At 58.5% G+C, this 22519-nt stretch carries 17 protein-coding genes and 2 tRNA genes; 12 read left to right on the forward strand and 7 right to left on the reverse strand.

Translation table 11 applies throughout. The features are described from left to right. Positions 1–312: 312 nt before the first annotated feature. Positions 313–2631, forward strand: a complete 2319-nt coding sequence (locus tag GH656_RS04470; RefSeq protein ID WP_153074778.1) for a DNA translocase FtsK — start codon at positions 313–315, stop codon at positions 2629–2631. 123 nt (positions 2632–2754) lie between these two features. After that, positions 2755–3459 (forward strand): outer membrane lipoprotein chaperone LolA, encoded by a 705-nt coding sequence (gene lolA / locus GH656_RS04475; protein ID WP_153074779.1) that lies wholly within the window; start codon positions 2755–2757, stop codon positions 3457–3459. Here lolA and GH656_RS04480 read toward each other — a convergent pair. Together GH656_RS04480 and cytX are read right to left on the reverse strand one after the other, a co-directional pair. After that, positions 3456–4463: a LysR family transcriptional regulator gene (locus GH656_RS04480; RefSeq protein WP_153074780.1), complete on the reverse strand. Its 1008-nt coding sequence runs from the start codon at positions 4461–4463 to the stop codon at positions 3456–3458. The genes lolA and GH656_RS04480 overlap by 4 nt on opposite strands. Positions 4464–4738: 275 nt before the next feature. Further along, a complete protein-coding gene (gene cytX / locus GH656_RS04485) occupies positions 4739–6070 on the reverse strand; it encodes a putative hydroxymethylpyrimidine transporter CytX (protein WP_153074781.1) in 1332 nt (443 codons plus the stop codon). Positions 6071–6517: 447 nt separating this feature from the next. Here cytX and GH656_RS04490 point away from each other — a divergent pair, with 447 nt between their 5' ends. Next, positions 6518–7825 carry a replication-associated recombination protein A gene (locus tag GH656_RS04490; protein WP_153074782.1) on the forward strand — a complete coding sequence of 436 codons (1308 nt, stop codon included), beginning with the start codon at positions 6518–6520 and terminating at the stop codon, positions 7823–7825. 262 nt (positions 7826–8087) lie between these two features. Here GH656_RS04490 and GH656_RS04495 read toward each other — a convergent pair. Then, a protein-coding gene (locus tag GH656_RS04495; protein WP_425495843.1) for an IS3 family transposase occupies positions 8088–9187 on the reverse strand; the annotation gives its coding sequence in 2 pieces (ribosomal slippage) (positions 8088–8926 and positions 8926–9187; 1101 coding nt in all). Between the two features lie 250 nt (positions 9188–9437). Between GH656_RS04495 and serS the strand changes: the two genes are divergently transcribed. The 8 genes from serS (at position 9438) to minE (ending at position 17319) form a co-directional block, all read left to right on the forward strand. Next, entirely contained in the window at positions 9438–10736 is a 1299-nt protein-coding gene (gene serS, locus GH656_RS04500) for a serine--tRNA ligase (RefSeq protein ID WP_153076551.1), read from the forward strand. Positions 10737–10929: 193 nt separating this feature from the next. Next, positions 10930–11020 (forward strand) — tRNA-Ser (locus tag GH656_RS04505). A gap of 536 nt (positions 11021–11556) precedes the next feature. Continuing rightward, entirely contained in the window at positions 11557–13386 is a 1830-nt protein-coding gene (locus GH656_RS04510) for a hypothetical protein (protein ID WP_153074783.1), read from the forward strand. Positions 13387–13752: 366 nt separating this feature from the next. Beyond that, positions 13753–14538 (forward strand): type I methionyl aminopeptidase, encoded by a 786-nt coding sequence (map, locus tag GH656_RS04515; RefSeq protein ID WP_153074784.1) that lies wholly within the window; start codon positions 13753–13755, stop codon positions 14536–14538. Between the two features lie 146 nt (positions 14539–14684). Beyond that, complete coding sequence (locus GH656_RS04520) at positions 14685–15245, forward strand: GNAT family N-acetyltransferase (protein WP_153074785.1); 561 nt, start codon at positions 14685–14687, stop codon at positions 15243–15245. 127 nt (positions 15246–15372) lie between these two features. After that, positions 15373–16179 (forward strand): septum site-determining protein MinC, encoded by an 807-nt coding sequence (gene minC / locus GH656_RS04525; RefSeq protein WP_153074786.1) that lies wholly within the window; start codon positions 15373–15375, stop codon positions 16177–16179. 55 nt (positions 16180–16234) lie between these two features. Further along, complete coding sequence (gene minD, locus GH656_RS04530; protein WP_153074787.1) at positions 16235–17050, forward strand: septum site-determining protein MinD; 816 nt, start codon at positions 16235–16237, stop codon at positions 17048–17050. A 14-nt stretch (positions 17051–17064) separates the two neighbouring features. Further along, the gene (minE, locus tag GH656_RS04535) at positions 17065–17319 is read left to right on the forward strand and encodes a cell division topological specificity factor MinE (protein ID WP_153074788.1); all 255 of its coding nucleotides are present in this window, start codon (positions 17065–17067) and stop codon (positions 17317–17319) included. Positions 17320–17371: 52 nt separating this feature from the next. Here minE and GH656_RS04540 read toward each other — a convergent pair whose 3' ends face one another. After that, the gene (locus GH656_RS04540) at positions 17372–18844 is read right to left on the reverse strand and encodes a chloride channel protein (protein WP_153074789.1); all 1473 of its coding nucleotides are present in this window, start codon (positions 18842–18844) and stop codon (positions 17372–17374) included. Positions 18845–18989: 145 nt separating this feature from the next. Here GH656_RS04540 and waaC point away from each other — a divergent pair, with 145 nt between their 5' ends. Beyond that, a complete protein-coding gene (gene waaC / locus GH656_RS04545) occupies positions 18990–20006 on the forward strand; it encodes a lipopolysaccharide heptosyltransferase I (protein ID WP_153074790.1) in 1017 nt (338 codons plus the stop codon). Positions 20007–20138: 132 nt separating this feature from the next. Here the strand turns inward: waaC and GH656_RS04550 are convergent, their stop codons facing one another. The 3 genes from GH656_RS04550 to GH656_RS04560 all read right to left on the reverse strand — a co-directional run bounded on the left by GH656_RS04550 (position 20139) and on the right by GH656_RS04560 (position 22497). Beyond that, a complete protein-coding gene (locus GH656_RS04550; RefSeq protein WP_153074791.1) occupies positions 20139–21446 on the reverse strand; it encodes an MFS transporter in 1308 nt (435 codons plus the stop codon). Between the two features lie 251 nt (positions 21447–21697). Continuing rightward, positions 21698–22165 (reverse strand): TonB family protein, encoded by a 468-nt coding sequence (locus tag GH656_RS04555; protein ID WP_153074792.1) that lies wholly within the window; start codon positions 22163–22165, stop codon positions 21698–21700. Between the two features lie 244 nt (positions 22166–22409). Continuing rightward, positions 22410–22497: transfer RNA gene (locus tag GH656_RS04560), tRNA-Ser, on the reverse strand. Between the last annotated feature and the right edge of the window lie 22 nt (positions 22498–22519).

A 22519-nucleotide genomic window follows, 5' to 3' on the forward strand; every position in this document is an offset into this window, starting at 1 on the left:
AGCTTGCTGATCGGAGCGATAGCCTCGGGGCGGTGGTGGTGGCAGTGGCGACGCCGGAGGCGCTGCCCGGTGAGCGACCGGTGAACGCCCAGGTGCGCGGCTCAGATGGTTCTCAGGTTTTTTCAGATTGCGCTCAAGTACCGCTCAAGCACACCTTTCAGGCATATTCCGTCAGCGTCAGTCAGTGTCATTTACCGCTTGGGCCTTCGCGTGAGATGGGCACTCCGTTTACAATGCCGGATTGCCCATCTCACGCGAAGGCCCAGGTGTCTTCGACGCACCGTGACTGGCGCTTCTTCCGTCACAGGATCAATGGCAAAAGCTCCTTATTCCGCTCCCGCACAGGCGTTGCCGCACCGCATGTCGCGCCTCGTTACCGAAATCCGCTGGATTCTCCAGGTGGCACTGGGCGTCTTTCTGTTGATGGCGCTTCTTAGCTACAGCCGTCATGACCCCTGCTGGACCCATGCCGCACAGGTCGACCGGCTGTCCAACTGGGTGGGCCGCGCAGGGGCCTGGACCGCCGATATCTTGTTGCTGCTGTTCGGCCTGTCCGCCTATTGGTGGGTGCTGCTGCTATTGCGCCGGATTGTCGCTAATTACCGCCGCATCACCCGCTCTGAGGCGCTGCCCGACGACGTTTCCCGCAGTCATGGCTGGCTGGCCGAAGGCCTCGCGTTCGCGCTGGTGCTGCTGGCGAGCGTGGGTATCGAAGCGCTGCGCATGTGGTCGCTCAAGGTGCCGTTGCCGCGTGCGCCGGGCGGGGTGGTCGGTGAGGCGGTCGCGCGCGGGGTGTCGCATTTGTTTGGTTTTACCGGTGGCACGCTGGTGCTGCTGGTGTTGCTGGCGATCGGGCTGTCGCTGTATTTCCGTTTCTCGTGGCTGTCGTTGTCCGAGCGCGTCGGCGAGGCCTTGATGACCGGTATCACCTCATTGCGCCAGCGCCGCGAAGCCGGGCGCGACCGGCGTCTGGGCGAAGCCGCTGCGGTCAAGCGTGAAGGCAAGGTCGAAAAAGGCCGGGTGCGGATCGAAGAGCATGAACCTGTGATGATCGTGGCTCCTGCCGCTGTTCCAGCGCGCTCCGAGCGCGTCGAGAAAGAACGCCAGGTGTCGCTCTTCGCTGATTTGCCGGGCGACTCCACCTTGCCGCCAGTTGCGCTGCTCGACCCGGCCCCCGAAGCCCAGGAAACCATCTCCGCCGATACCCTCGAATTCACCTCGCGCCTGATCGAAAAAAAGCTCAAGGATTTTGGCGTCGAAGTGAGCGTGATCGCGGCCTATCCAGGGCCGGTGGTGACGCGCTACGAGATCGAACCGGCCACGGGCGTGAAGGGCAGCCAGATCGTCAATCTGGCGAAAGATCTGGCGCGTTCGCTGTCGCTGGTCTCGATCCGGGTGGTCGAAACCATTCCCGGCAAGAATTGCATGGCGCTCGAATTGCCCAATGCGCGGCGTCAGACCGTGCGGCTCTCAGAAATTCTCGGCTCAGCGGTGTACGCCGATGCGGCTTCGCCGCTCACCATGGGCCTTGGCAAGGACATCGGCGGCAAGCCGGTGTGCGCTGATCTGGCGAAAATGCCGCATTTGCTGGTCGCGGGCACCACTGGTTCGGGCAAATCGGTTGGGATCAACGCGATGATTCTGTCGCTGCTGTACAAAGCCAGCGCCGACGAAGTGCGGATGATTCTGATTGATCCAAAGATGCTTGAAATGAGCGTCTATGAAGGCATTCCGCATTTGCTGTGCCCGGTGGTCACCGACATGCGCCAGGCCGGGCATGCGCTGAACTGGGCGGTGGGTGAGATGGAGCGCCGCTACAAGCTGATGAGCAAGATGGGCGTGCGCAATCTCGCGGGTTTCAACAACCGGATCGACGAAGCCGCCAAACGCGAAGAAAAAATCCCGAATCCATTCAGCCTCACGCCAGAAGAACCCGAGCCGCTCACGCGCTTGCCGAACATCGTGGTGGTGATCGACGAGCTGGCTGATTTGATGATGGTGGTGGGCAAGAAGGTGGAAGAGCTGATCGCGCGGATCGCCCAGAAGGCACGGGCGGCGGGCATTCACCTGATTCTGGCGACGCAGCGGCCGTCGGTCGATGTGATTACCGGGCTGATCAAGGCGAACGTGCCTACGCGCATGGCGTTCCAGGTGTCATCCAAGATTGATTCGCGCACGATTCTCGACCAGCAGGGCGCGGAGTCGCTGCTGGGCATGGGCGACATGTTGTATCTGCCGCCTGGCAGCGGGTTGCCGATGCGGGTGCATGGTGCATTTGTCTCGGATGAGGAAGTGCATCGCGTCGTGCAACGGCTCAAGGAGCAAGGCGGCGAGCCGAACTATATCGAAGGCCTGCTGGAAGGCGGGCTGGGTGGCGAGGGCGATGAAGGCTCGGCGGATGGCACTGGTGCCAGCGGGGCCGACGGCGAATCCGATCCACTGTACGACCAGGCCGTCGAAATCGTGCTTAAGAACCGGCGTGCATCCATTTCGCTGGTGCAGCGGCATCTGCGCATTGGCTATAACCGCGCTGCGCGCCTGCTCGAACAAATGGAGCAATCGGGCGTGGTATCGGCGATGTCGGGCAGCGGCAACCGGGAAATTCTCGTGCCGCAGCGCGATAGCGATTAAGCGTCGCGCTCTCACGCGGATCACACATCGTTTTGCTCAGACGGGCGTTTGCAGCCCGTTAGCCGGACGGCCCATGCGAGCCGCCCGGCGTTTTTTTAACTGGGTTTTTCCACGGAGAACACCATGCAGCAATTCATCGGGCACGTGAGCCGTTCTGGGCTCCGCCGTCACCTGCTCAGCGCACTGTGCGCGAGCGCAGTGCTAGTGAGCACGCCAGTTTGGGCTAGCGGCATAGCGCAACTCAAGGCTTTTGTGGCGCAGGTCCATGCGGCGCGCGGCGAGTTTACCCAGCGCGAAGTGCGCGCACCTGCCGCGAATGGCGCTAGCGGCGCATCAGCCGCGCTGGCTGGAACGGCACGAGCCGCGGGTGGCAACGCGAGCGGCACGTTCATGTTTGCGCGGCCCGGCAAGTTCATCTGGGCTTATGAAAAGCCCTACCAGCAACTGCTGCAAGCCGATGGCGACACGCTGTACGTGTACGACAAGGATTTGAACCAGGTGACGGTGCGCAAGCTGGGCGCGGCGCTAGGAGCGAGCCCAGCCGCGATTCTGTTTGGCAGCAACGATCTGGAGAAGAATTTCACGCTGCACGATGCGGGGGTGAAAGCCGGTATCGACTGGCTTGAACTGGTACCGAAGGCCAGCGACACGCAGTTTCAGCGCGTGGGGATCGGTTTTCGCAATGGCAATCTGGAAGCGATGGAGTTGCATGACGTGTTCGGTAACGTCACGTTGTTGACGTTCTCGAAGATGCAGAAAAACCCGCCATTGCCAGCAGGGCAGTTCAAGTTCTCCGTGCCCAAAGGCGCGGATGTGATCGACGGCTAGGTTGCGGCGGCGTGCGGCGGGGCGGTGCTGGCGGTGGCGGTGGCTGTGGTTGCCACCGTTGCTTTCGTTGCTATAGCGCTAGCTGCCGCCAGTGTTTCAAGGCCGTGCAACTGATGCACGGCGTTTAGATCGTCGATAAACGCATCGACAATTTCAGTCCGGTGCTGGCGCGCCCGCGTCACCATATGAAACGCCACGCGATAGCGCATCTGCTCAGGATTGAGCGCAGCCAGCAGACCTTCCCGGACGTACTTTTCGGCGAAATGCCCTGGCAGATAGCCCAGGTGCCGGCCCGACAGCACCAGCATCGCCACCGCTTCCATGTTGTCCGCGACCGCCGTCACGTTCTCGGGCGTGGTTGAGCTTTTGCCTTCCGGTAGCGGATAGCTGCGCCACGCCCACTCGTGCTGGGCCGCATCGGCGGGCGTCACATGGCCGGCTTCAGCGAACAGCGGATGGTTTTTCGCGCAATAGGCGAATTGTTCTTCAGCAAATATTTCGCTGTATTCGAGCGATGGCGCGCGGTGCCAGAAGTAGCCGATGGCAATCTGAATCCGGCCTTTGAGCAGCAACTCTTCCAGCTCGCCTGGCGAGCGCACCAGGATGGAAAACCTGACCGACTGATCGCGGGCGCGAAACTGGTTGATGGCATCGCTGATGCGGGCGCTGGCACTGACCGGCGTGTGTCCGATCATGCCGATATCCAGCGAACCCACTAGCTTGCGGCCGACGTTGCGCGCCTGCATCCCGAAGGTATCGACCGCTGCCAGCAGCGCCCGTGCGGCTTCGACAAACTGCTCGCCACGCGCCGTCAGGCTAAAGCCGCTGCGGCCGCGCTCGCACAGCCGGTAGCCAAGCCGGGTTTCGAGCGTGGCGAGCTGGGTGCTGATGGTGGGTTGGCCGATGTTCAGCGTGGCCTGTGCCGAGGACACGCCCCCTGCTTCGACGATGGCGAGGAATACGCGAATCAGACGTAAATCAAGATCAGTCAGTTGAGCGAACATGCGTTAGATACATTGGTAAAAACCAATGTGAAATTAAATCAAAGCGCATCTTAGCGATCACCTCCCTGGAAAAACATAAGAACTGTCCTAATGCGTTCGCTGTTCGCCGCTCGCTGTCACGCCGTCCGCCGCCTGCCCAGGATGGGCATCAAGCGCGCGGAACTTACCCATCACATGGTTTTGAGCTTGCCGTAGCGCTTCAGCGCTGCGGGTTTCGGCCTGGCACTCAGACCTGCGCTGGGGCACCCTTTACGCCCCTGGTTTACTCACCACCCTCACACACCGGTTCTGGGTACGCGCGACACCAGCGCCAGATAGCACAGCGCACTCAAGGCCAGCGCTGGCAACGTGGCCCCCAGATTAGGCAGCCAGTGCGCCAGCGCCTGGTAGGCCACGATGCCAATAGCCCATGCAACAAACGCTCGCCCGTGCCAGCCAGCAGAAAAGCCATAGCACCCGCGCACATCAGCCAGCGCGTTGAGCTCGATGCGGCGTTTTCTGACGATGAAGTGATCGGCCAGCACGATGCCAAACAGTGGCGCGAAGATCGAGCCGATCAGCAACAGGAAGTTTTCGTAGCGCGCTAGCGGAACGACCAGCGCGACCAGCGTGCACAACACACCAAACCCAGCCGCAAGCCATGGCACCTTGGCCCGGGTCCAGAAGGTGCCGGTTGATACGGCGGCCGAGTGCATATCCGCGAATGCGTTGTCGATTTCGTCGATGAGCACCAGCAGCAGTGCCAGACCACCGCCCGCCTGCGCCAGCGCGGTGATTAGCAGCACATCAGCACCGCCCGCCGTCAGGCCATAGACCGCACCAAGCGTGTAAAACCAGACATTGGCCAGCCCATAGCCCAGCAGCGTGCCGCGAAAGGTTTCACCCGCGCACCGGCTAAAGCGGGTGTAATCGGCGATTAACGGCAGCCATGACAGCGGCATCGCCACCACCAGATCGACCCCCGCGCCGAATGACATCGCGCCCGTGCCCGGACGGCGCATCAATTCAGCCAGATCGTGTGTGGCGAGCAGATTCCATGTCAGCCAGAGCGCCCCTGCCAGCAGCAGCCAGACACCCCACGAGCGTAAAAAGCGGCGCACGAACGACAGTGGGCCCGTGACCGCCAGCCATGTCGCTAGCAGGCCAAACAGCAGGGTCCAAAGCAGTGGCATCGACAGCCCGAAAGTCTGCTTCATCAGGGCGTCGGCCGAATCACGCATCACGATGATCTCGAAGGCCCCCCAACCCGCCAGTTGCACCGCATTGAGCACAGCGGGTGCTCGCGCGCCACGCACCCCGAGGGTTGGACGCAGCGACGACATCGCCGCCAGCCCGGTATCGGTGCCAATCACCCCGGCCAACGCCAGCAGCCCCACTCCGAGCGTGCTGCCCAGCGCAATCGCCGCCAGCGCAGACGGCAGCGCCAACCCCGGCACCAGCAGCGCCCCGGCCTGCGCCACCAGCAAGCCAATTCCAAGCGAAAACCAAAGCGCGAACACATCGCGGGTACGAAACAGCCGCTGGGCCTCAGCGACAGGAGCCAGCGGCGCGTAGGGAGAACTCGGAGGCGCGGCACGCACCGTGCCGGATGAACGCGGGTGAGTCATGAATCGGTCTCGATGGAAAACGCCACGGCGTGATAGACGGGCAGGTGGGTGAGTGAATGAGTGAAGGTGTCAGGATGGACGGTCTGGTGCGGGAGTAAGGGCGCAAGAGAGTAAACAGCGTGACGCTCTGCGGGTTAAGCGCGGGCCATGAACCTCGTGCGGCACTGTCATAATGTGCGGCGCTGTCTGTCAGAGATGCGGCTGGCGCGCACCTCGCCGCTGATGCTGTGGCAGTGGTGGTTGCAGCGGTTGCGGTGGTTGTGCTTATCGTTGCGGCTAGAAACGCACTTGCATAAGCCACACGACAGCGATATCGACATAGCCCGACCCAACGTCCCATCCGGATCAGCCGCGATTATCCCCAAAACATCATGGTTGAAGAACCCCGCACCAATGGGCCGCTTGCTCAGTGCCTGCGGCCACGCCCCATCGACAAAGTGACTGTTCATGCCTGATTTGTTCGCTCAAGCGCCCACTGCGCCACTAGCCGAAGCCCTGCGCCCCAAGACCCTGGACGAGGTGATTGGGCAATCACATTTGCTGGGAGAGGGTAAGCCGTTGAGGTTGGCGTTCCAGTCTGGGAAGCCTCATTCCATGATTTTCTGGGGGCCGCCTGGCGTGGGCAAGACCACCCTGGCGCGGCTGACTGCCAGTGCTTTCAAGTGTGAGTTCATTGCTTTGTCGGCGGTGTTATCTGGGGTGAAAGACATTAGAGAGGCCATGGAACAGGCGAGGCAATTTCTGGCACAGGGCAAGAACACCATCTTGTTTGTAGACGAAATTCACCGGTTTAATAAGTCTCAACAAGATGCCTTGCTGCCTCATGTGGAGTCAGGGCTTTTTACCTTCATTGGCGCCACCACTGAGAACCCTTCTTTTGAAGTCAATTCGGCTTTGTTGTCACGTGCTCAGGTCTATGTTTTGAAGTCACTGACAGACGAAGAATTGAAGCAGCTTCTTGTTAGAGCCAGGGAAGAAGACGCCCTTGGTGAATTGGAGTTTGAAGACAAGGCCGTTGATACGATTGTTGGCTATGCAGATGGCGACGCCAGAAGGTTCTTGAATCTCCTTGAACAGTGCAAAACGGCGGCTGGCGCTGCGGGTGTTCAGAAGATTGATACCGACTTTATTCAAAACGCTTTGACGTTGAATAGCCGGCGTTTTGATAAAGGCGGGGACAATTTTTATGACCAGATTTCAGCCTTGCATAAATCTGTTCGCGGCTCTCATCCAGATGCAGCACTTTACTGGCTGACACGCATGCTGGATGGTGGGGCTGATCCTCGGTATTTATCAAGGCGCATTGTTCGCATGGCTTGGGAGGACATTGGCTTGGCTGATCCAAGAGCCATGCAGATAGCCAATGATGCAGCCTTGACCTATGAACGGCTTGGAAGCCCTGAAGGTGAGTTGGCTTTGGGACAAGCGGTTATCTATCTTGCTGTTGCTGCCAAGAGCAATGCGGGCTACAACGCCTACAACCAGGCGCGGGCTTTTGTGAAGCAGGATAAAAGCCGGGAGGTTCCGGTTCATCTGCGCAATGCGCCAACCAGGCTGATGAAGGAGTTGGGCTACGGGCATGAATACCGGTACGCTCATGACGAACCGAATGCTTATGCGGCTGGGGAGACTTATCTTCCTGATGGCATAGAAGAGCCAGGGTGGTATCAGCCAGTGCCGAGAGGGTTGGAAAGCAAGATTGGTGAGAAGCTGGCGATGCTGCGGAAGTGGGATGAGGAGGCGGAGAAAGAATGAAGTTTTTTGATTTCTCCGCTCAAAAAATTGGCGAGCTCATCGCGGGTGATTTTTAAGGGTGGCGGTATAGACGGTCATATCAGTTCAGCCTGATGTTGATCTGGGGTTTGGGTGTTTTTTCGTTTACGCAAACGGGTTGATTGCCTTGTTGGTTGTTTAATTTTTATCTTCCTGGCTAAGCTGGATACCCTTATTTATAAATAAGGTTGGCTGTGGTTACGATTTGGGACTGACCTCCCCCCGGATAACCGAGCACTTTGGCCTAGAGAGTTCCGGCTTCAAGGTGGGCAAGTCGGAACTCACCCGGAGTCAAATCGCCTAGCGAACTATGCGGTCTGAAGTCGTTGTAATCCTGTCGCCAGCCTTCGATCTTTTCTCGGGCATCGTCCAGTGACAGAAACCAATGCACGTTCAGGCATTCATCCCGAAAACTGCCGTTAAATGACTCGATGAACGGATTGTCCGTGGGTTTGCCAGGACGGGAGAAGTCCAACGTTACGCCATTTTCATACGCCCAGTGATCCAGCGCATGAGAAATAAATTCGCTCCCGTTATCGACCTGTATCCGTTTCGGGGCACCTCGCAGCGCTTTTAGATGTCCCATCGTTGCCACCACATCGGCAGCCTTCAAGGCGTAATCGACGGTAATCGCCAAGCTCTCCCGGCTAAAGTTATCGACCACAGTTAAGGCCCGGATTTTCTGCCCGTTGAACAACTGATCGGCCACGAAATCCATGCTCCAGCACGCATTCACCGTAGAGATTTCGGGGCGCTCCATACGGTGTGCGGCAGCGACACGACGGCGAGGCCGCTTACGCCTCAGGTTCAGCCCCTCTTCACAGTAGATTCGGTAGGTTTTCTTGTGATTGATCAACCAGCCTTCGCGGCGCAGCAGAACGTGAATGCGCTCTACGCCGTAACGTATCCGAGTTTCGGCAATCTCCCGGATGCGCCGGCGCTCGGCACGGTCATCACGTGGGCTCGGCACATAGAAGTACGTGGCCTGGCGTAGCTGCAATAGTGCTGTCGCACGCCGGATGCTCACCCGATACGCTTGAATCAAAAAATCAGCCAGCTCGCGCTTACGGGCTGGCTTCACAGCTTTTTTTGCACCACCTCCTGAAGCATTTGCTTGTCGAGGCTTAGGTCGGCCACCATGCGCTTGAGTCGGGCGTTCTCCTCTTCGAGTTGCTTTAGGCGCCGCAACTCCGAAACGCCGAGGCCGCCGTACTTCTTCTTCCAGTTGTAGAACGTGGCTTCGGAAATACCCATCTTCCGACACACTTCTGCCACCGGGGTACCCAGTTCGGCCTGCTTCAGCGCGAACGCGATCTGTTCTTCCGTGTACCTGGATTTCTTCATGCAAACCTCCCGCCCGTCAGGGCTTCAAATTTGCCAGAAATCTCTACTTCTCGCCGCTACGGTTTTTCGGGGGGAGGTCACGTGAACAACAGGGTGCTGCTGAAGCTGGAACAGGTAGCCCGGGAGGTGCCGGCAACGCCAGGCCATGAGTCAGGTAGGAAAGCCCCAGCCAAGCCCCACCCAAGCATCACCCAAGCCCCAACCCCGGTACGCTAAAATCGCGGCTCATCTAACCAATCCCACCCCCACCATGCTCGACATCCAGTTGCTGCGCAAAGACCTCGACGGCATCGCCCGACGCCTCGCTGACCGAGGCTATACCCTCGACGTCGCAGCTTTCTCCGCGCTCGAAGCGGAGCGCCGCGCCCTCCAGACCCGTACCGAAGATCTGCAGGCCCGCCGCAACAGCTTGTCGAAGCAGATCGGCGCGATGAAAGGGCGTGGCGAAGATACTGCCGCTGTCATGGCTGAAGTGAGCGGCCTTGGTGACGAGATGAAAGCCTCCGCCACTCAGCTCGATGAGATCCAGAATCGCCTCTCAAACCTGCTGCAAGGTGTGCCGAACCTGCCTCACGAAAGTGTGCCGCCAGGCCGTGATGAGAGCGGCAATGTCGAAGTGCGCCGCTGGGGCACGCCGCGCGAGTTCGCTTTTGAAGTCAAGGATCATGTCGATGTGGGCACCCCGCTGGGGCTCGACTTCGAGACCGGCGCGAAGCTGTCCGGGGCGCGCTTCACGGTGCTGCGCGGCCAGATTGCCCGGCTGCACCGCGCGCTGGCGCAATTCATGATCGACACCCATACCCAGCAGCACGGCTACACCGAGATGTACACGCCATATATCGTCAACCCCGAAGCGTTGTATGGCACCGGTCAGTTGCCGAAATTCGCCGACGATATGTTTCGCGTCGAAAAAGGCGGCGGTGAACAGACCGTGACGCAATATCTGATCTCGACTTCCGAGATCTCGCTGACCAATACCGTGCGCGACAGCATTCTTGAAGCCAGCGCGCTGCCTGTCCGGCTCACCGCGCATTCGCCGTGTTTCCGTTCGGAAGCCGGCTCCTATGGGCGCGATACGCGCGGCATGATTCGCCAGCATCAGTTCGACAAGGTTGAGATGGTGCAGATCGTCGCGCCCGAAACCTCTTACGACGCGCTCGAACAAATGGTCGGCCACGCCGAAGCCATTTTGCAAAAGCTGGAACTGCCATACAGGGTGATGACGCTGTGTACCGGGGATATGGGTTTTTCCGCGACCAAGACCTATGACCTTGAAGTGTGGCTGCCTGCGCAAAATACCTTCCGCGAAATTTCGAGCTGCTCGAATACCGAGAGCTTCCAGGCGCGGCGGATGCAGGCGCGCTATCGCAATGCGCAAGGCAAGCCGGAGCTGGTGCATACGCTTAATGGTTCTGGGCTGGCGGTGGGGCGCACGCTGGTCGCGGTGCTGGAGAATGGCCAGAATGCGGATGGTTCAGTCACTGTGCCGGTTGCGCTGCGTCCTTATCTGGGTGGAATGGCGCGGCTGGAGGTGGAGGCTGCGCGTTAATGCCGGAGGCCTGCGCGGTTCCCGCTTGTTCTGCTTATGGCCGCTCTGGCCGCTCTGGCCGGTGCCGCTTAACTTTTGCTCTGCTGGGGCTTGGAAAGCGGTTTTAACTGTTCTATAATCGCCGCTTCGCCCAAGCAGTGACCCGCTTGAGCGAGTGGCAGAACAGCTGGTTTTGTTCTGTTACAGCAAAGCCGGAGAGGTGGCAGAGTGGTCGAATGTACCTGACTCGAAATCAGGCGTACGGTTTTCCCGTACCGTGGGTTCGAATCCCACCCTCTCCGCCAGCACACGGGCTTTCCAGCCTGAAAAGCCGCCCTGATTTAATCAGGGCGGCTTTTTTATTGGTGCGTCACGCCGCGGGCGTTCGAGCATTTTCTTTTGTTCCCGTGGTTCTTCCTGCGCTCTACGACCTGCGATAGACGGGCCACAGAATTGCATCGACTCCGGGTTTATACGACTTACTTTTCCCCCGAATTTTCCTGCTTTTATTTTTTGCGTGAGCGAGCATGGGCGGGGCTGGACGGGAAGGACGGTGTTCGAAATCCGTGGGTTTTTTGACGCGAGGGGCAGCAACTGACTGAGGCGTCTTTTTTATGCGTGATGAATCAGCGGAACGGGGTGCTTTAGAGCAAAAGCTCGAATTTTCGGTGGTTCCGGTTGTGTGTCGCTCAGCCTTTGTGGGCAAGGGTGGGTGGATTTCAGGCAGAGTGAGAAAAAAGAGATTTGATGGCGCTGGCCGCCGTTCCCGAACTAATTTCTATGCATTGTCACTAAACTCCCGATCTCAATATTTTTGGCGGAAGCCGTTGCGGAGTACGTTATGGGAACAAGCATAGAAACGGCAGGAGTAAGCCCTAAGTGCGAGCCGCCCCAGTCCGGAAATTTTGTTCAAGATAAGAATGGTGCTTCGCATATAGGCGAGAAGAAGGCACATCAAGTAAAGGGTTCGGAATATTCTGTTGCGCCAAAGCAGCCCATCGAGCAGCTAGGGGTGTCCCTCAAGGACAAGGATGTGACGCAAGGCGAGCCTGGTTCCATCTCTGCTAGAGCGGGTGGCAAAGAACGGATCACACTAGTCACCACGCGGGGTGGCCCTGATTCAGGGGAAACGCCAAAATCGTCGAAAATTGCGGGTGGTACCGCGAATAAAATTTCAACGCCTGATGGCGTGAGTGCTGTTGTTTCGCATTCTGTCTCTCTTGAAAAAAAGAAGGCAAATGATTTCATTGCTGGCGTTAATTATCGGAATAAATTTACCCTGGCCAAGCCTAGTAAACAAAATACACAGAATTATATCGATTTAGTAAATAAAAATAATCTGGAATTCGTGGATAAAGAAAATAATATTTCTGACATTCCTGAGGTTTTGCTGAAAAAGACAAATGTTTCTTCTGAGAAAGCTTCTGAGAAAACTTCGGAGGCAATCGTCCCGGCAACGGTTGGGGCGGGCGATATGCTTACGAGTGTGGCTGAATTTAAAAAGAGCATTGAGGGTATTGCTGCGAAGGGCCGGGCTGTCGGTCAGGCCGCAGTTCTGGTTCAAAAAATAGATACTTTGGTAGAAGAGCTGGGTGCTGGAAATCAAAAAACGATAGGTGGAAAAATACTTCATTTTTTTAGAGGAAAAAGAAAAAATGAAGCGCAAATTAGATTTGCTGATTTTGAAAAACAAGCGGGTGCCATTTTTGATGAGGCAAAAAAATATTTGAATGCAGAAAGTCCAGTTGCAAAGGCTAGCGGCATGCTGGCGAAAATTGACAAGATGGTGCTGGGTTTAAACTGGAGTAACTCGGATGTTGAGCTTGCTGATTTGGAAAAAGAGGCGACGGCTATTTATAATGAAATACAACGGTGTTTTGATTTTATAAAATCGATAAAAGATGATTCTGTCGATTCAATAGAAAAGCCTCGTGGAGTTTGGTCAACAATTATTGATCGGGCCGCCAATTTGCATAAAACAATCAATACGCAGGCTGGCGAAACTGAGTCAGTGACTGAAACAAGAAAACGAGGAACTCTAATTAAGGTGGCCTACTGGGCTGGAACAGGGCTCCTCTCAGCGATATTAGGGGCTATTGGAGTTTCTATCCCAATTTTGGGTGTTATTTTTGCCTTGACAGGGATTGTAACGATAACGATTTTCTACGCGGAAGGCGCTATTAAGAAAGAAAGGAATGCCTTGCTGGCGATGGGTAAGGGCGCAAAACGCACAAAAAGTATCGTAGTGAGTGCACGAAGTATGAAGCTGGACATAGATGCGGCTGAAAAAAAATCAGCGTTGAAGGCGCTTGAACGGATGAGACAGCAGCTAAAGAGCAGAATTGAGGCGGAAAAAGTTACAAACCTACAGAATGGTCTCACACGCACGACGGAGACGACGTCCAACTTGTTAAATACGTTGAACGAGCGTGGGATGATCCCGGGTTCACCTGTCCTAACCGCTATGAACGCATATAAGGAAGTAACGAAAGATAATACGCCGCCGATAAATTCGAATACCCGCGGAAGAGCAATGTCGACTCCTGAGAGCCCGAGGAATGCTGTGGATAGCGAGGGGAAGATTTCGGAGGTGCCAAACAGCCCTCAGTTTCTCTTGAATCATTCAGGGACTCGGGGCTTCAAAACTCCCACGCCGATCTCACTAAATTAAACCCCTCCGATACCCGATGACCACCAGTCATCGGGCTTTTCAGCACTGAAAAGCACCCTTGTCAGGGAGGCGGCCGCAGATTCAATTAAAAGCGATATGCGCGGCTTCTCCCTCGGCAAGCCATTGCCACATACGTCACACCAGGCCAAGGCAAAACTCGCATTGGGCGCGTTTGGCCAAGGCGCGAAGCGGCTGCCGATTGTCCTTAACCTCACAGGGCCGCTAGTTAGTTAGTCCGTTAGCCAGAACCCGCTAATAACTAGCCAGCGCGCCATGCTCACAACCACAGTGCGAGCCCGCCTGTTCAGCCCATCTGTACAATGGCCCGGCTTCCACTTTGCGCGACTGTCCGCCTCCCGAATACCCATGGCCATTTCGATTAAAACCCCTGACGATATTTCCCAGCTCCGCATCGCGGGCCGCCTCGCTGCTGAGGTTTTGGCAATGATTGGCGAGCACGTCAAGGCGGGTGTATCGACCGATTATCTGGATGCGTTATGCAACGATTACATCGTCAATACGCTGAAAGTGATTCCGGCTAACGTGGGCTATCTAGGCTTTCCAAAAACGGTTTGCACCTCGGTGAATCAGGTGGTGTGTCATGGCATTCCCGTTCGCACCGAAGTGCTGAGAGACGGCGATATCGTCAATATCGACGTGGCGATTATCAAGGATGGCTATTTTGGCGACACTAGCCGGATGTACTGCGTCGGTGAGCCCAGCACGGTCGCGCGGCAATTGATCGACACCACCTACGAGGCCATGCTGGCCGGTATCCGTCAGATCCGGCCCGGTGCGACGCTGGGCGACGTGGGCTATGCAATTCAGAAAGTGGCGCAGCGGGACGGGTTTTCCATCGTGCGTGACTATTGCGGCCACGGCATTGGCAAGGTCTATCACGAGGAGCCCCAAGTGCTGCATTACGGCCAGCCGGGGCAGGGCATCAAGCTGAAGCCGGGCATGGTGTTCACCATCGAACCCATGGTCAACGCCGGGCGGGCGGCCACTAGCGTGTTGCGCGACGGCTGGACCGTCGTGACCAAAGACCGGTCGCTCTCCGCGCAGTGGGAGCATATGCTCGCGGTGACCGAAGAGGGTTTCGAATTACTCACGCCCTGGCCGGATGGCACCGGCCGTTACGAAGCCCCTTGAGGGTGGAACGGGTAGGGAAGATAGGGAGGGTGGCGAGGCTAGCCACAATAGCCACAACGCGCGCGGTTCGCGCAGAAATAACGGTTTGACTCGGACTACGGTTCAGTTAAAGCTACGACTTGCTGTTTCAACGGGTTTTCGTCTGCATGAGTTTTTCACTGACTGTTCGCCGCATTGCTGCCAATCAGGGCGAAGTGTTCCATCAGCTACGCACCACGGCGTTACGCGAAGCGCCCTACGCATTCGACCAAACTCTTGAGGACGCGCTGGCGGTCGATGCCGCTACGTTTGAACTCACGGCTGCGCGCCGGGCGGTTTCCGCTGCTGCCACAACTTTCATCCTCTATACCGAAGGCCATCCGGCCGGACTGATCGATGCCTCCTTCGATGCAGCGCTGGTGTGGCGCGGGCTGGTCAGCGAGCTTTGGGTCGCACCGGCCGTGCGTCATCTGCGCGGCGGCGAATTGCTGGTGAATACCGCCAGCGACTGGCTCATCGCTCGCGGCGCAACGGATATCTACGCATGGGTGGCTGACGCGAACCGCAATGCCCGTCATTTTTACGAGCATCTCGGCTTTATTCCCGCAGGCGAGCAAGCCCGCATGGGACGCGAGGAAAACCAGTGGGCCACATTACTGGTGCGTCCGGTGCCGCTTGATCCGGTCACCTCACCGGCATCCCCGCCGGTGCCTTCTTCCAGTACCTGATCGCGCCCTGCCAGGCAGGTCTTGCCGGCTTGCTGGCTGAGGTTCGCACGGTGGCCGTCTTGTCTTGTAAAAAAGCTGGCCGCCTGCCAGGACGTCTGTAAAATACGCAAAATTTTTCGTCGAACCTATGTCGCCCAAGAAATCCCCCTTTTTCGAATTGCGCAGCGGCTCGGTCGATACGCTGATGTTCGTGATTAAAACCACTGATCTCGATGCCTTGCGTGCTGAGTTGACCCGGCGCTTCGAGGCGACCCCCGAATTTTTCTCGAATGATGCTGTTGCGATTGATGTGCGGCGGCTCGCACCTGGCGAGCGCGTGCCGCTCGTGCAGATCAAGCAGTTGCTTGACAGTGTGCGCATGCGCCCGGTGGGCGTGGTGGCGCAAGCGGCGCAGCATGACTGGGTAAGCTCCGCAGGTTTACCGCTGCTTGAAGCTCACGAACGGCGTGGCGCGAACGCGAGGCCCGCAGGAGAGGCTGATGAGCCTGATGAGGCGAGCCCCCTTGCGGTGGCGGCTTCAAGTGCTCCCGGCGCTCCCGCTCCCACCCCTGCCGCAGAGGAGCCTGCTGAGGCAGGCAGGGCCCGCAGCCAGACCGTTGCACCGGTGACGGTGATCGACAAGCCGCTGCGTTCAGGCCAGCGGATTTACGCGAAGGGCGATCTGGTGGTGCTGGGCATGGTCAGCGCGGGTGCCGAAGTGATCGCGGAAGGCAACATTCATATTTACGCGCCGTTGCGTGGGCGGGCGCTGGCAGGTGTGCAGGGCAATCATGCCGCGCGTATTTTTTGCACCTGCCTCGAACCCGAATTGATTTCGATCGCGGGTATTTATCGCACTACCGAAACCCCGCTGCCGGCGAACATGCAAGGACAGGCAGTACAAATCTGGCTGGATCAGGAAAAACTGGTGATGGAGCCGCTGCGGCTCACCTGATGCGCCACGGCGGCTGAATTTAATACATGAATTTGACGAATACAGGGTAAGGGTAATGGCAAAAATCATTGTGGTGACATCGGGCAAGGGTGGCGTAGGCAAGACGACGACCAGCGCGAGTTTTGCATCGGCGCTGGCGTTGCGTGGCGCGAAGACAGCGGTAATTGATTTCGACGTCGGCTTGCGCAATCTCGATCTCATCATGGGCTGCGAGCGCCGCGTGGTGTACGACCTGATTAACGTGATTCAGGGCGAAGCCAATCTGAACCAGGCGCTGATCAAAGACAAAAAATGCGACAACCTGTTCATCCTGCCCGCCTCGCAAACCCGCGACAAAGATGCGCTGACGCTTGATGGCGTCGAGAAGGTTATCAACGATCTGATTGCGCTGGATTTCGAATACATCGTGTGTGATTCGCCAGCCGGGATTGAATCAGGCGCATTGCTGGCGATGCATTTCGCTGACGAAGCCCTGATCGTGACTAACCCGGAAGTGTCGTCGGTGCGCGATTCGGACCGCATTCTGGGCATGCTGTCGTCGAAGACCAAACGGGCGATCGAAGGCCGTGAGCCAGTCAAGGAGCATTTGCTGATTACCCGCTACAACCCGAAGCGAGTGAACGAAGGCGAGATGCTTTCGCTGACTGATATTCAGGAGATTCTGCGGATCGACCTGATCGGCGTGGTGCCCGAATCCGAAGCGGTGCTGCATGCATCGAACCAGGGTCTGCCCGCCGTGCACCTTGATGGCACGGATGTCGCTGAAGCCTATAAAGACGTGGTGGCCCGTTTCCTTGGCGAGCAAAAATCGCTTCGCTTTACCGATTACCAGAAGCCTGGCCTGTTGCAGCGCCTCTTCGGCACCAAGTAAGGAGCGCGCACGTTATGTCGATTCTTTCGTTTTTGCTGGGCGAGAAGAAAAAATCTGCGTCGGTGGCGAAGGAGCGTTTGCAGCTAATCATCGCCCATGAGCGAGTTGGCGGCCGCGCGCCAGCCGATTATCTGCCCGCGTTGCAACGTGAGCTCGTCGCGGTTATTTCGAAGTACGTCAAGATTTCCGACGACGATATTCGTGTGAGTCTTGAGCGTCAGGACAATCTCGAAGTGCTTGAAGTCAAGATCGAGATTCCGCAAACCTGAGTGGAGTTGTCAGTCGCTCAGTAGCGGGTAACCAGTAACCAGCGGTAAGCAATTAGCGCCCGTCGTGCGGTGGCTTGAATGAGCTGTCGCGTGGCGGGCGCTTTGTTTCGTCTTCTTTTTCTTTTTGCTTTTGCGGGCCGGTATCAGTGGCGTGGCCATCGCTATCGGCTGGGTTTTCATCCTTGCGCGGCGCGGCCACAGCGGGTGGCAGTACGCCCGCCACTGGCTGCGGCAGATAACGCAGTGCCAGCGCTTCATACAACGGTGGCGCGAACAGCCGTGACACACGGCTGGCGATGAGCGCCGTGGCCATCAGCGAGATCACCAGCGCATGACCGTTAATCATTTCCATCACGATGACAAATGAGGTGATCGGCGATTGCGTCACGGCGGCCAGGTAACCCACCATCGCCAGCGCGATTAGCATTTGCAGCTGCATGCCGTCGAATACCTGATGCAGCAAGTTGCCAAAGCCCGCGCCAATCGACAGCGACGGCGCAAAAATGCCCCCTGGAATACCGGGCAGGTATGAACCGACCATCGAGATCATTTTTAGAAATGGATAGAACAGCGACAGGTTTTCGCTGCCGTTGAGCAAGCCACGTGCTTCGGCGTAGCCACTGCCAAACGTGGTGCCCCCTGAGACTAGACCGGTGACGGCGATCACCAGGCCGCAGAGCACGGCGAAGGCCACTGGCCGCTCGGCATGCAGCGCCCGCAAGGGAGCAGGAATCCAGCGCGAGGTATTCAGCAGCAGCCAGCCGAACAGCCCGCCCGCGATCCCCGTGACGACTGCCGTTAGCAGCACCGCCAGCGCCAGCAGCCGGGGAAAATGCGCGCCGATTTCGATGGTGCCGAAGTAGGTGTAATTGCCGTTGAGCCCTAGCGCGATGACCCCGGCGATGATGATCGCGGTAATCAATACGCCACTGGTGCGGGCTTCGAAGCTGCGGGTGAGTTCTTCGATGGCGAACACGATGCCCGCCAACGGTGTATTGAAGGCGGCCGAGAGTCCAGCGGCTGCACCGGCCAGCACGAGCTGACGCTCGATCAATGTATTTGAACGCGGATACAGCCGGCGCAAATTGAACATCAGCGCCGCGCCAATTTGTACCGTGGGGCCTTCGCGGCCAATCGTAAAGCCGCCGAGGATGGCGAGAAACGACACCAGCACCTTGCCGAGCAAGACGCGCCAGCTCAGCAGACGCGAGCCGGATTCACGGGTATTGGCATGCAGCGTGGCGATGACTTGCGGAATGCCGCTGCCTTCTGCTCCGCGAAAAAACCTGCGAGTGAGCCACACCGAAAGCGCGGCGATAGCTGGCGTTAGCAGGAGGGGCAGCCAGATATGACGCTGCTGCAGCGTGCGGAACGCGTCGTAACCCCAGTCGATGAGCTTCGCGTAGAGCACCGCGCTCAGGCCAACGACGATGGCACCCAGCCAGAACACCCCGTACTGACGCCACAGACGCCGGGCGCGCCGGACTAGAAGAGGGAGAGAAAAACGCAGCACAACGCGGGACATGGCGCACCGGCGAAAGCAAAGCACGGATTATAGGGCTACCAGCCCGCGCAGCGGCGAGGGCCGTTGGCTGACATGGAGTCGGCTAGAATCTGCCCCGGCCATATTTGGCCATTAATCGAGTTATTAACCAATCCACAGGTAAGACATGAAGCGAATACTTGTCGTCAAAGTGACGTCACTTGGCGACGTGATTCAGGCGCAGCCAGTTGTTGCCGATATCCAGCGGGCCTTCCCGGGGGCTAAGGTTGACTGGGTCGTGGACGATGCGTTTGCCGAAGTGACGCACTGGAACCAGGGCATTGACCGGGTTCTGTGCGCACCATTACGGCGCTTCAAGAAAGCGCGGCGCTGGGCTGATTTGCGCGCTATCACGGCATCGCTGGCGGAGTTGCGGGCCGAGCGCTATGACGTGGTACTGGATCTTCACGGGGTTTATAAAAGCGCGATTATTGCGTTCCTGGCGCGCTCATCACGGCGTTTTGGCTATCAGTCGCAAGACCTGGGCGAGCGCGGCGCAGCGTTTGCCTATAACCGCCGCTTTGGTCCGCGTCCGCCTTGCGATGCATGGCACGGGATGCGCGTGAGCGCTGGCGAAGCACTGGGTTACGTGCCGGAAGGTCCACCGGTTTATAACCTGCAACTGCCGCCTACCGATATGCCCTGGACCGATCCGGGTGACGCGCCGCTAGCGATCCTGTTTCATGCGACCTCCAAGGACGAGAAAAAATGGCCGCTGGAACATTGGGTAGCAACAGGCCAGGCGCTCGCACGGCGCGGTTTTCGTCTCGTTCTGCCATGGGGCTCTGCTGCCGAACACAAACAGGCACAGCAAATTGCTGCAGCATTGCCCGGGGCCATCGTGCTGCCGCCGCTGAGCATCCTGCAAGTCGCTCAACTGATTCAAATGGCCGCGCTGGTGATCGGGGTAGACACCGGTTTCGTGCATCTGGCGCATGCACTGCAAAAACGCACGGTGATGATTTTTGTCGCCACGTCACCGGATCATTGCGGCATTAGCGCGCCGTTCCGTTCGATCTCGATTGGCGACAACGACCGCGTACCGTCAGTCGATGAAGCGCTGCGCGCCATTGACTACGTTCATAGCGAAGCGGTCGAAGTCGATGCGGGCGCAGGCATCAACACGAACACAGGCACGAACTGACGCGTGCCTGCTGTGTTGCACCAACACACAAGCGGGCTCTCAGCAAGCAACCCGCTACGTGTGTTTAAGCGCTCTCCGTGATCCAGGCAGCACGCGCAGACGTCAGACTAACGTCAGACGTCTGCGTATCACTTACATCAGCCTGTGATCCCGTGTTTCGCGCATGCACAGCACGCCAAGCAAGCTGATGGCTGCGGCCACCGAGACATACCCGCCCACCCATGCGAGCCCGCCGCGCGCCACCAGCAACTGCGCGATGTAGGGCGCAACCGAAGCCCCCAGAATGCCGCCGAGGTTATAGGAAACGCCCGCGCCGGTGTAGCGCACCGCCGTTGGGAACAGCTCGGGCAGCAATGCGCCCATCGGCGCGAAGGTGACGCCCATCAGGAACAGCTCGATGACGAGAAACAGCAGCACGAGCCCAGACGAGCCACTGCCGAGCAGCGGTGCCATCGTGAAGCCCGACAGGATCGCGGCGAGACACCCGGCGATCAGCACCGGCCGGCGGCCAAAGCGATCAGCGGCCCAGGCTGAGAGCGGAGTGGCGAGCGCCATGAAAACCACCGCGATACACAACATCCCCAGAAAAGATTCGCGCGTGAAATGCAGTGCCGACACCCCATACGACAGCGAAAACACCGTCGAGATATAAAACAGCGTGTAGCACACCACCATCGCCAGCGCGCCCAGCAAGGTTGGCATGCTGTGCTGCGTCAGCAGCGTGGCGACGGGAACCCGCACCCGCTCATGTCGCTCAATGGCCGCCTGGAACGCCGGGGTTTCGCTGATCTTTAGCCGTACATACAAACCAAGCGCGACAAGTACCGCACTCAGCAGAAACGGCACGCGCCAGCCCCAACTGCGGAACTGCTCATCGGAGAGTGACAGCGCGAGGCCAAAGAAGAGCCCATTGGCGGCAAGAAAACCAATGGACGGCCCGAGTTGCGGAAACATGCCAAACCAGCCGCGCTTGCCCGGAGGCGCATTTTCGGTGGCGAGTAACGCCGCGCCGCCCCATTCACCACCCAGGCCGATGCCCTGGCCAAAGCGCAGCATGCACAGCAACACCGGCGCGAGGCCACCAATCGAGTCATACCCCGGCACCAGGCCAATCAGCGTGGTGGAGATGCCCATCACCAGCAACGAAGCAACCAGCGTCGATTTACGCCCGATCCGGTCGCCAAAATGACCGAACACAAACGAGCCAATCGGCCGCGCGATGAAAGCGATACCAAACGTGACGAAGGCAGATAACGCCTGCGCCGTGGGTGAACTATGTGGAAAGAACACCGGGCCAATCACCAGCGCGGCGGCCGTGGCGTAGACGTAGAAATCGTAGAACTCGATGGCGGTGCCGATGAAGCTCGCAAAGACAATCCGCGAGCGGTTATTTGGCACGGCAGCGTCTGGCTGGCTCGCGGCAAGCGGCGATGAGGACATGCAGGGTCTCCAGGGGTTATCAATCTTGTTTGTTGTGTGTTGTGCAATGGCGCAAGGACGCATCCAGCCCGCCGCTAGCGACGGGTGTGATGCAGACGGTGCGTCCAGGGTAGAAGCCAGGGTTGCGTGCGCGCCGTACAGCGATGGTGCAAGGTGCATGGCGCGGTGCGCCCGACAGCTTACCGCGCGCTATTAGCGTTGACATGCGTGTCAAAAAAGCGACGCATGGCGGGGGCGCGGAACGAGGCCGGTCAGTCGAGCGTTTGCGCTTGCGGTGCGGCGAAGGTTCGGAGCTGGAACTTGCCGTTGTCGTTGAAGAGCCAGTCTTCGAACAGTTCGATCTGACCACGGCTATCCAGAAGCTGGGCAGGTGGCAGCGGCAGCGGAGCCGAACGGCGCAGCGTGGCGAGTGCTGTGCTCTCGGCCCCATCGTCGCCATTGCTGCGGTAGACCGAGGCCGCAATCAGTTGCCCACGGTGATCGATGCTAAACGCGACCACCACTAGCGAGCGCAGCATCGCCTGAGGCGCGCCATGCAGCACGTAGGAAGGATTGCGCTCGAGAATGCGCCGCGCGACTTCGCCGCGGTACTGACTCAGCGCGGCACTGTTGTGGGCTACAGGAGAAGCGATGATGAGCGGCCGTTGCGGCGGCGTGATGGTGCAGGCGGTGAGAATAAGCGCGAGTGCGAGGAGGCTGGTGATGGCATTGCCGCGCATGAGCCTGCGGCGCGGGCGGGCCACGACGTTGAAACTCAGAGGCGGGCGAGTGCAGGCAGGCATCGCTGAAACACGCTGTGATGGGGGGTGATTTCAGCGTAGTCGAAGCGTGGGTCTTTTCAATTCACGATTGCCCGTGGCCGGGTTTGCACGGGTGCGGGTGATGGCTTTTGCTGCGGGGAGATGAAGCGGTGGGTGAAGCAAAAACAAAAACGGGCCGTGAGGCCCGTTTTTGTTGACTGTCTGGCGGAAGAGGTGAGATTCGAACTCACGGAAGGTTGCCCTTCGCCGGTTTTCAAGACCGGTGCAATCGACCACTCTGCCACTCTTCCAAGGCCGCGATTGTAACCTGAA

Source organism: Paraburkholderia bonniea, assembly GCF_009455625.1.
In the GTDB taxonomy this organism is placed as follows: Bacteria; Pseudomonadota; Gammaproteobacteria; order Burkholderiales; family Burkholderiaceae; genus Paraburkholderia; species Paraburkholderia bonniea.

What these genes read in the sequence shown, in the direction of transcription:
- GH656_RS04470 (WP_153074778.1), top strand. Translation starts at nt 313, where the DNA reads ATGGCAAAAGCTCCTTATTCCGCTCCCGCACAGGCGTTGCCGCACCGC.
- lolA (WP_153074779.1), top strand. Translation starts at nt 2,755, where the DNA reads ATGCAGCAATTCATCGGGCACGTGAGCCGTTCTGGGCTCCGCCGTCAC.
- GH656_RS04480 (WP_153074780.1), bottom strand. Translation starts at nt 4,463, where the DNA reads ATGTTCGCTCAACTGACTGATCTTGATTTACGTCTGATTCGCGTATTC.
- cytX (WP_153074781.1), bottom strand. Translation starts at nt 6,070, where the DNA reads ATGACTCACCCGCGTTCATCCGGCACGGTGCGTGCCGCGCCTCCGAGT.
- GH656_RS04490 (WP_153074782.1), top strand. Translation starts at nt 6,518, where the DNA reads ATGCCTGATTTGTTCGCTCAAGCGCCCACTGCGCCACTAGCCGAAGCC.
- serS (WP_153076551.1), top strand. Translation starts at nt 9,438, where the DNA reads ATGCTCGACATCCAGTTGCTGCGCAAAGACCTCGACGGCATCGCCCGA.
- GH656_RS04510 (WP_153074783.1), top strand. Translation starts at nt 11,557, where the DNA reads ATGGGAACAAGCATAGAAACGGCAGGAGTAAGCCCTAAGTGCGAGCCG.
- map (WP_153074784.1), top strand. Translation starts at nt 13,753, where the DNA reads ATGGCCATTTCGATTAAAACCCCTGACGATATTTCCCAGCTCCGCATC.
- GH656_RS04520 (WP_153074785.1), top strand. Translation starts at nt 14,685, where the DNA reads ATGAGTTTTTCACTGACTGTTCGCCGCATTGCTGCCAATCAGGGCGAA.
- minC (WP_153074786.1), top strand. Translation starts at nt 15,373, where the DNA reads ATGTCGCCCAAGAAATCCCCCTTTTTCGAATTGCGCAGCGGCTCGGTC.
- minD (WP_153074787.1), top strand. Translation starts at nt 16,235, where the DNA reads ATGGCAAAAATCATTGTGGTGACATCGGGCAAGGGTGGCGTAGGCAAG.
- minE (WP_153074788.1), top strand. Translation starts at nt 17,065, where the DNA reads ATGTCGATTCTTTCGTTTTTGCTGGGCGAGAAGAAAAAATCTGCGTCG.
- GH656_RS04540 (WP_153074789.1), bottom strand. Translation starts at nt 18,844, where the DNA reads ATGTCCCGCGTTGTGCTGCGTTTTTCTCTCCCTCTTCTAGTCCGGCGC.
- waaC (WP_153074790.1), top strand. Translation starts at nt 18,990, where the DNA reads ATGAAGCGAATACTTGTCGTCAAAGTGACGTCACTTGGCGACGTGATT.
- GH656_RS04550 (WP_153074791.1), bottom strand. Translation starts at nt 21,446, where the DNA reads ATGTCCTCATCGCCGCTTGCCGCGAGCCAGCCAGACGCTGCCGTGCCA.
- GH656_RS04555 (WP_153074792.1), bottom strand. Translation starts at nt 22,165, where the DNA reads ATGCGCGGCAATGCCATCACCAGCCTCCTCGCACTCGCGCTTATTCTC.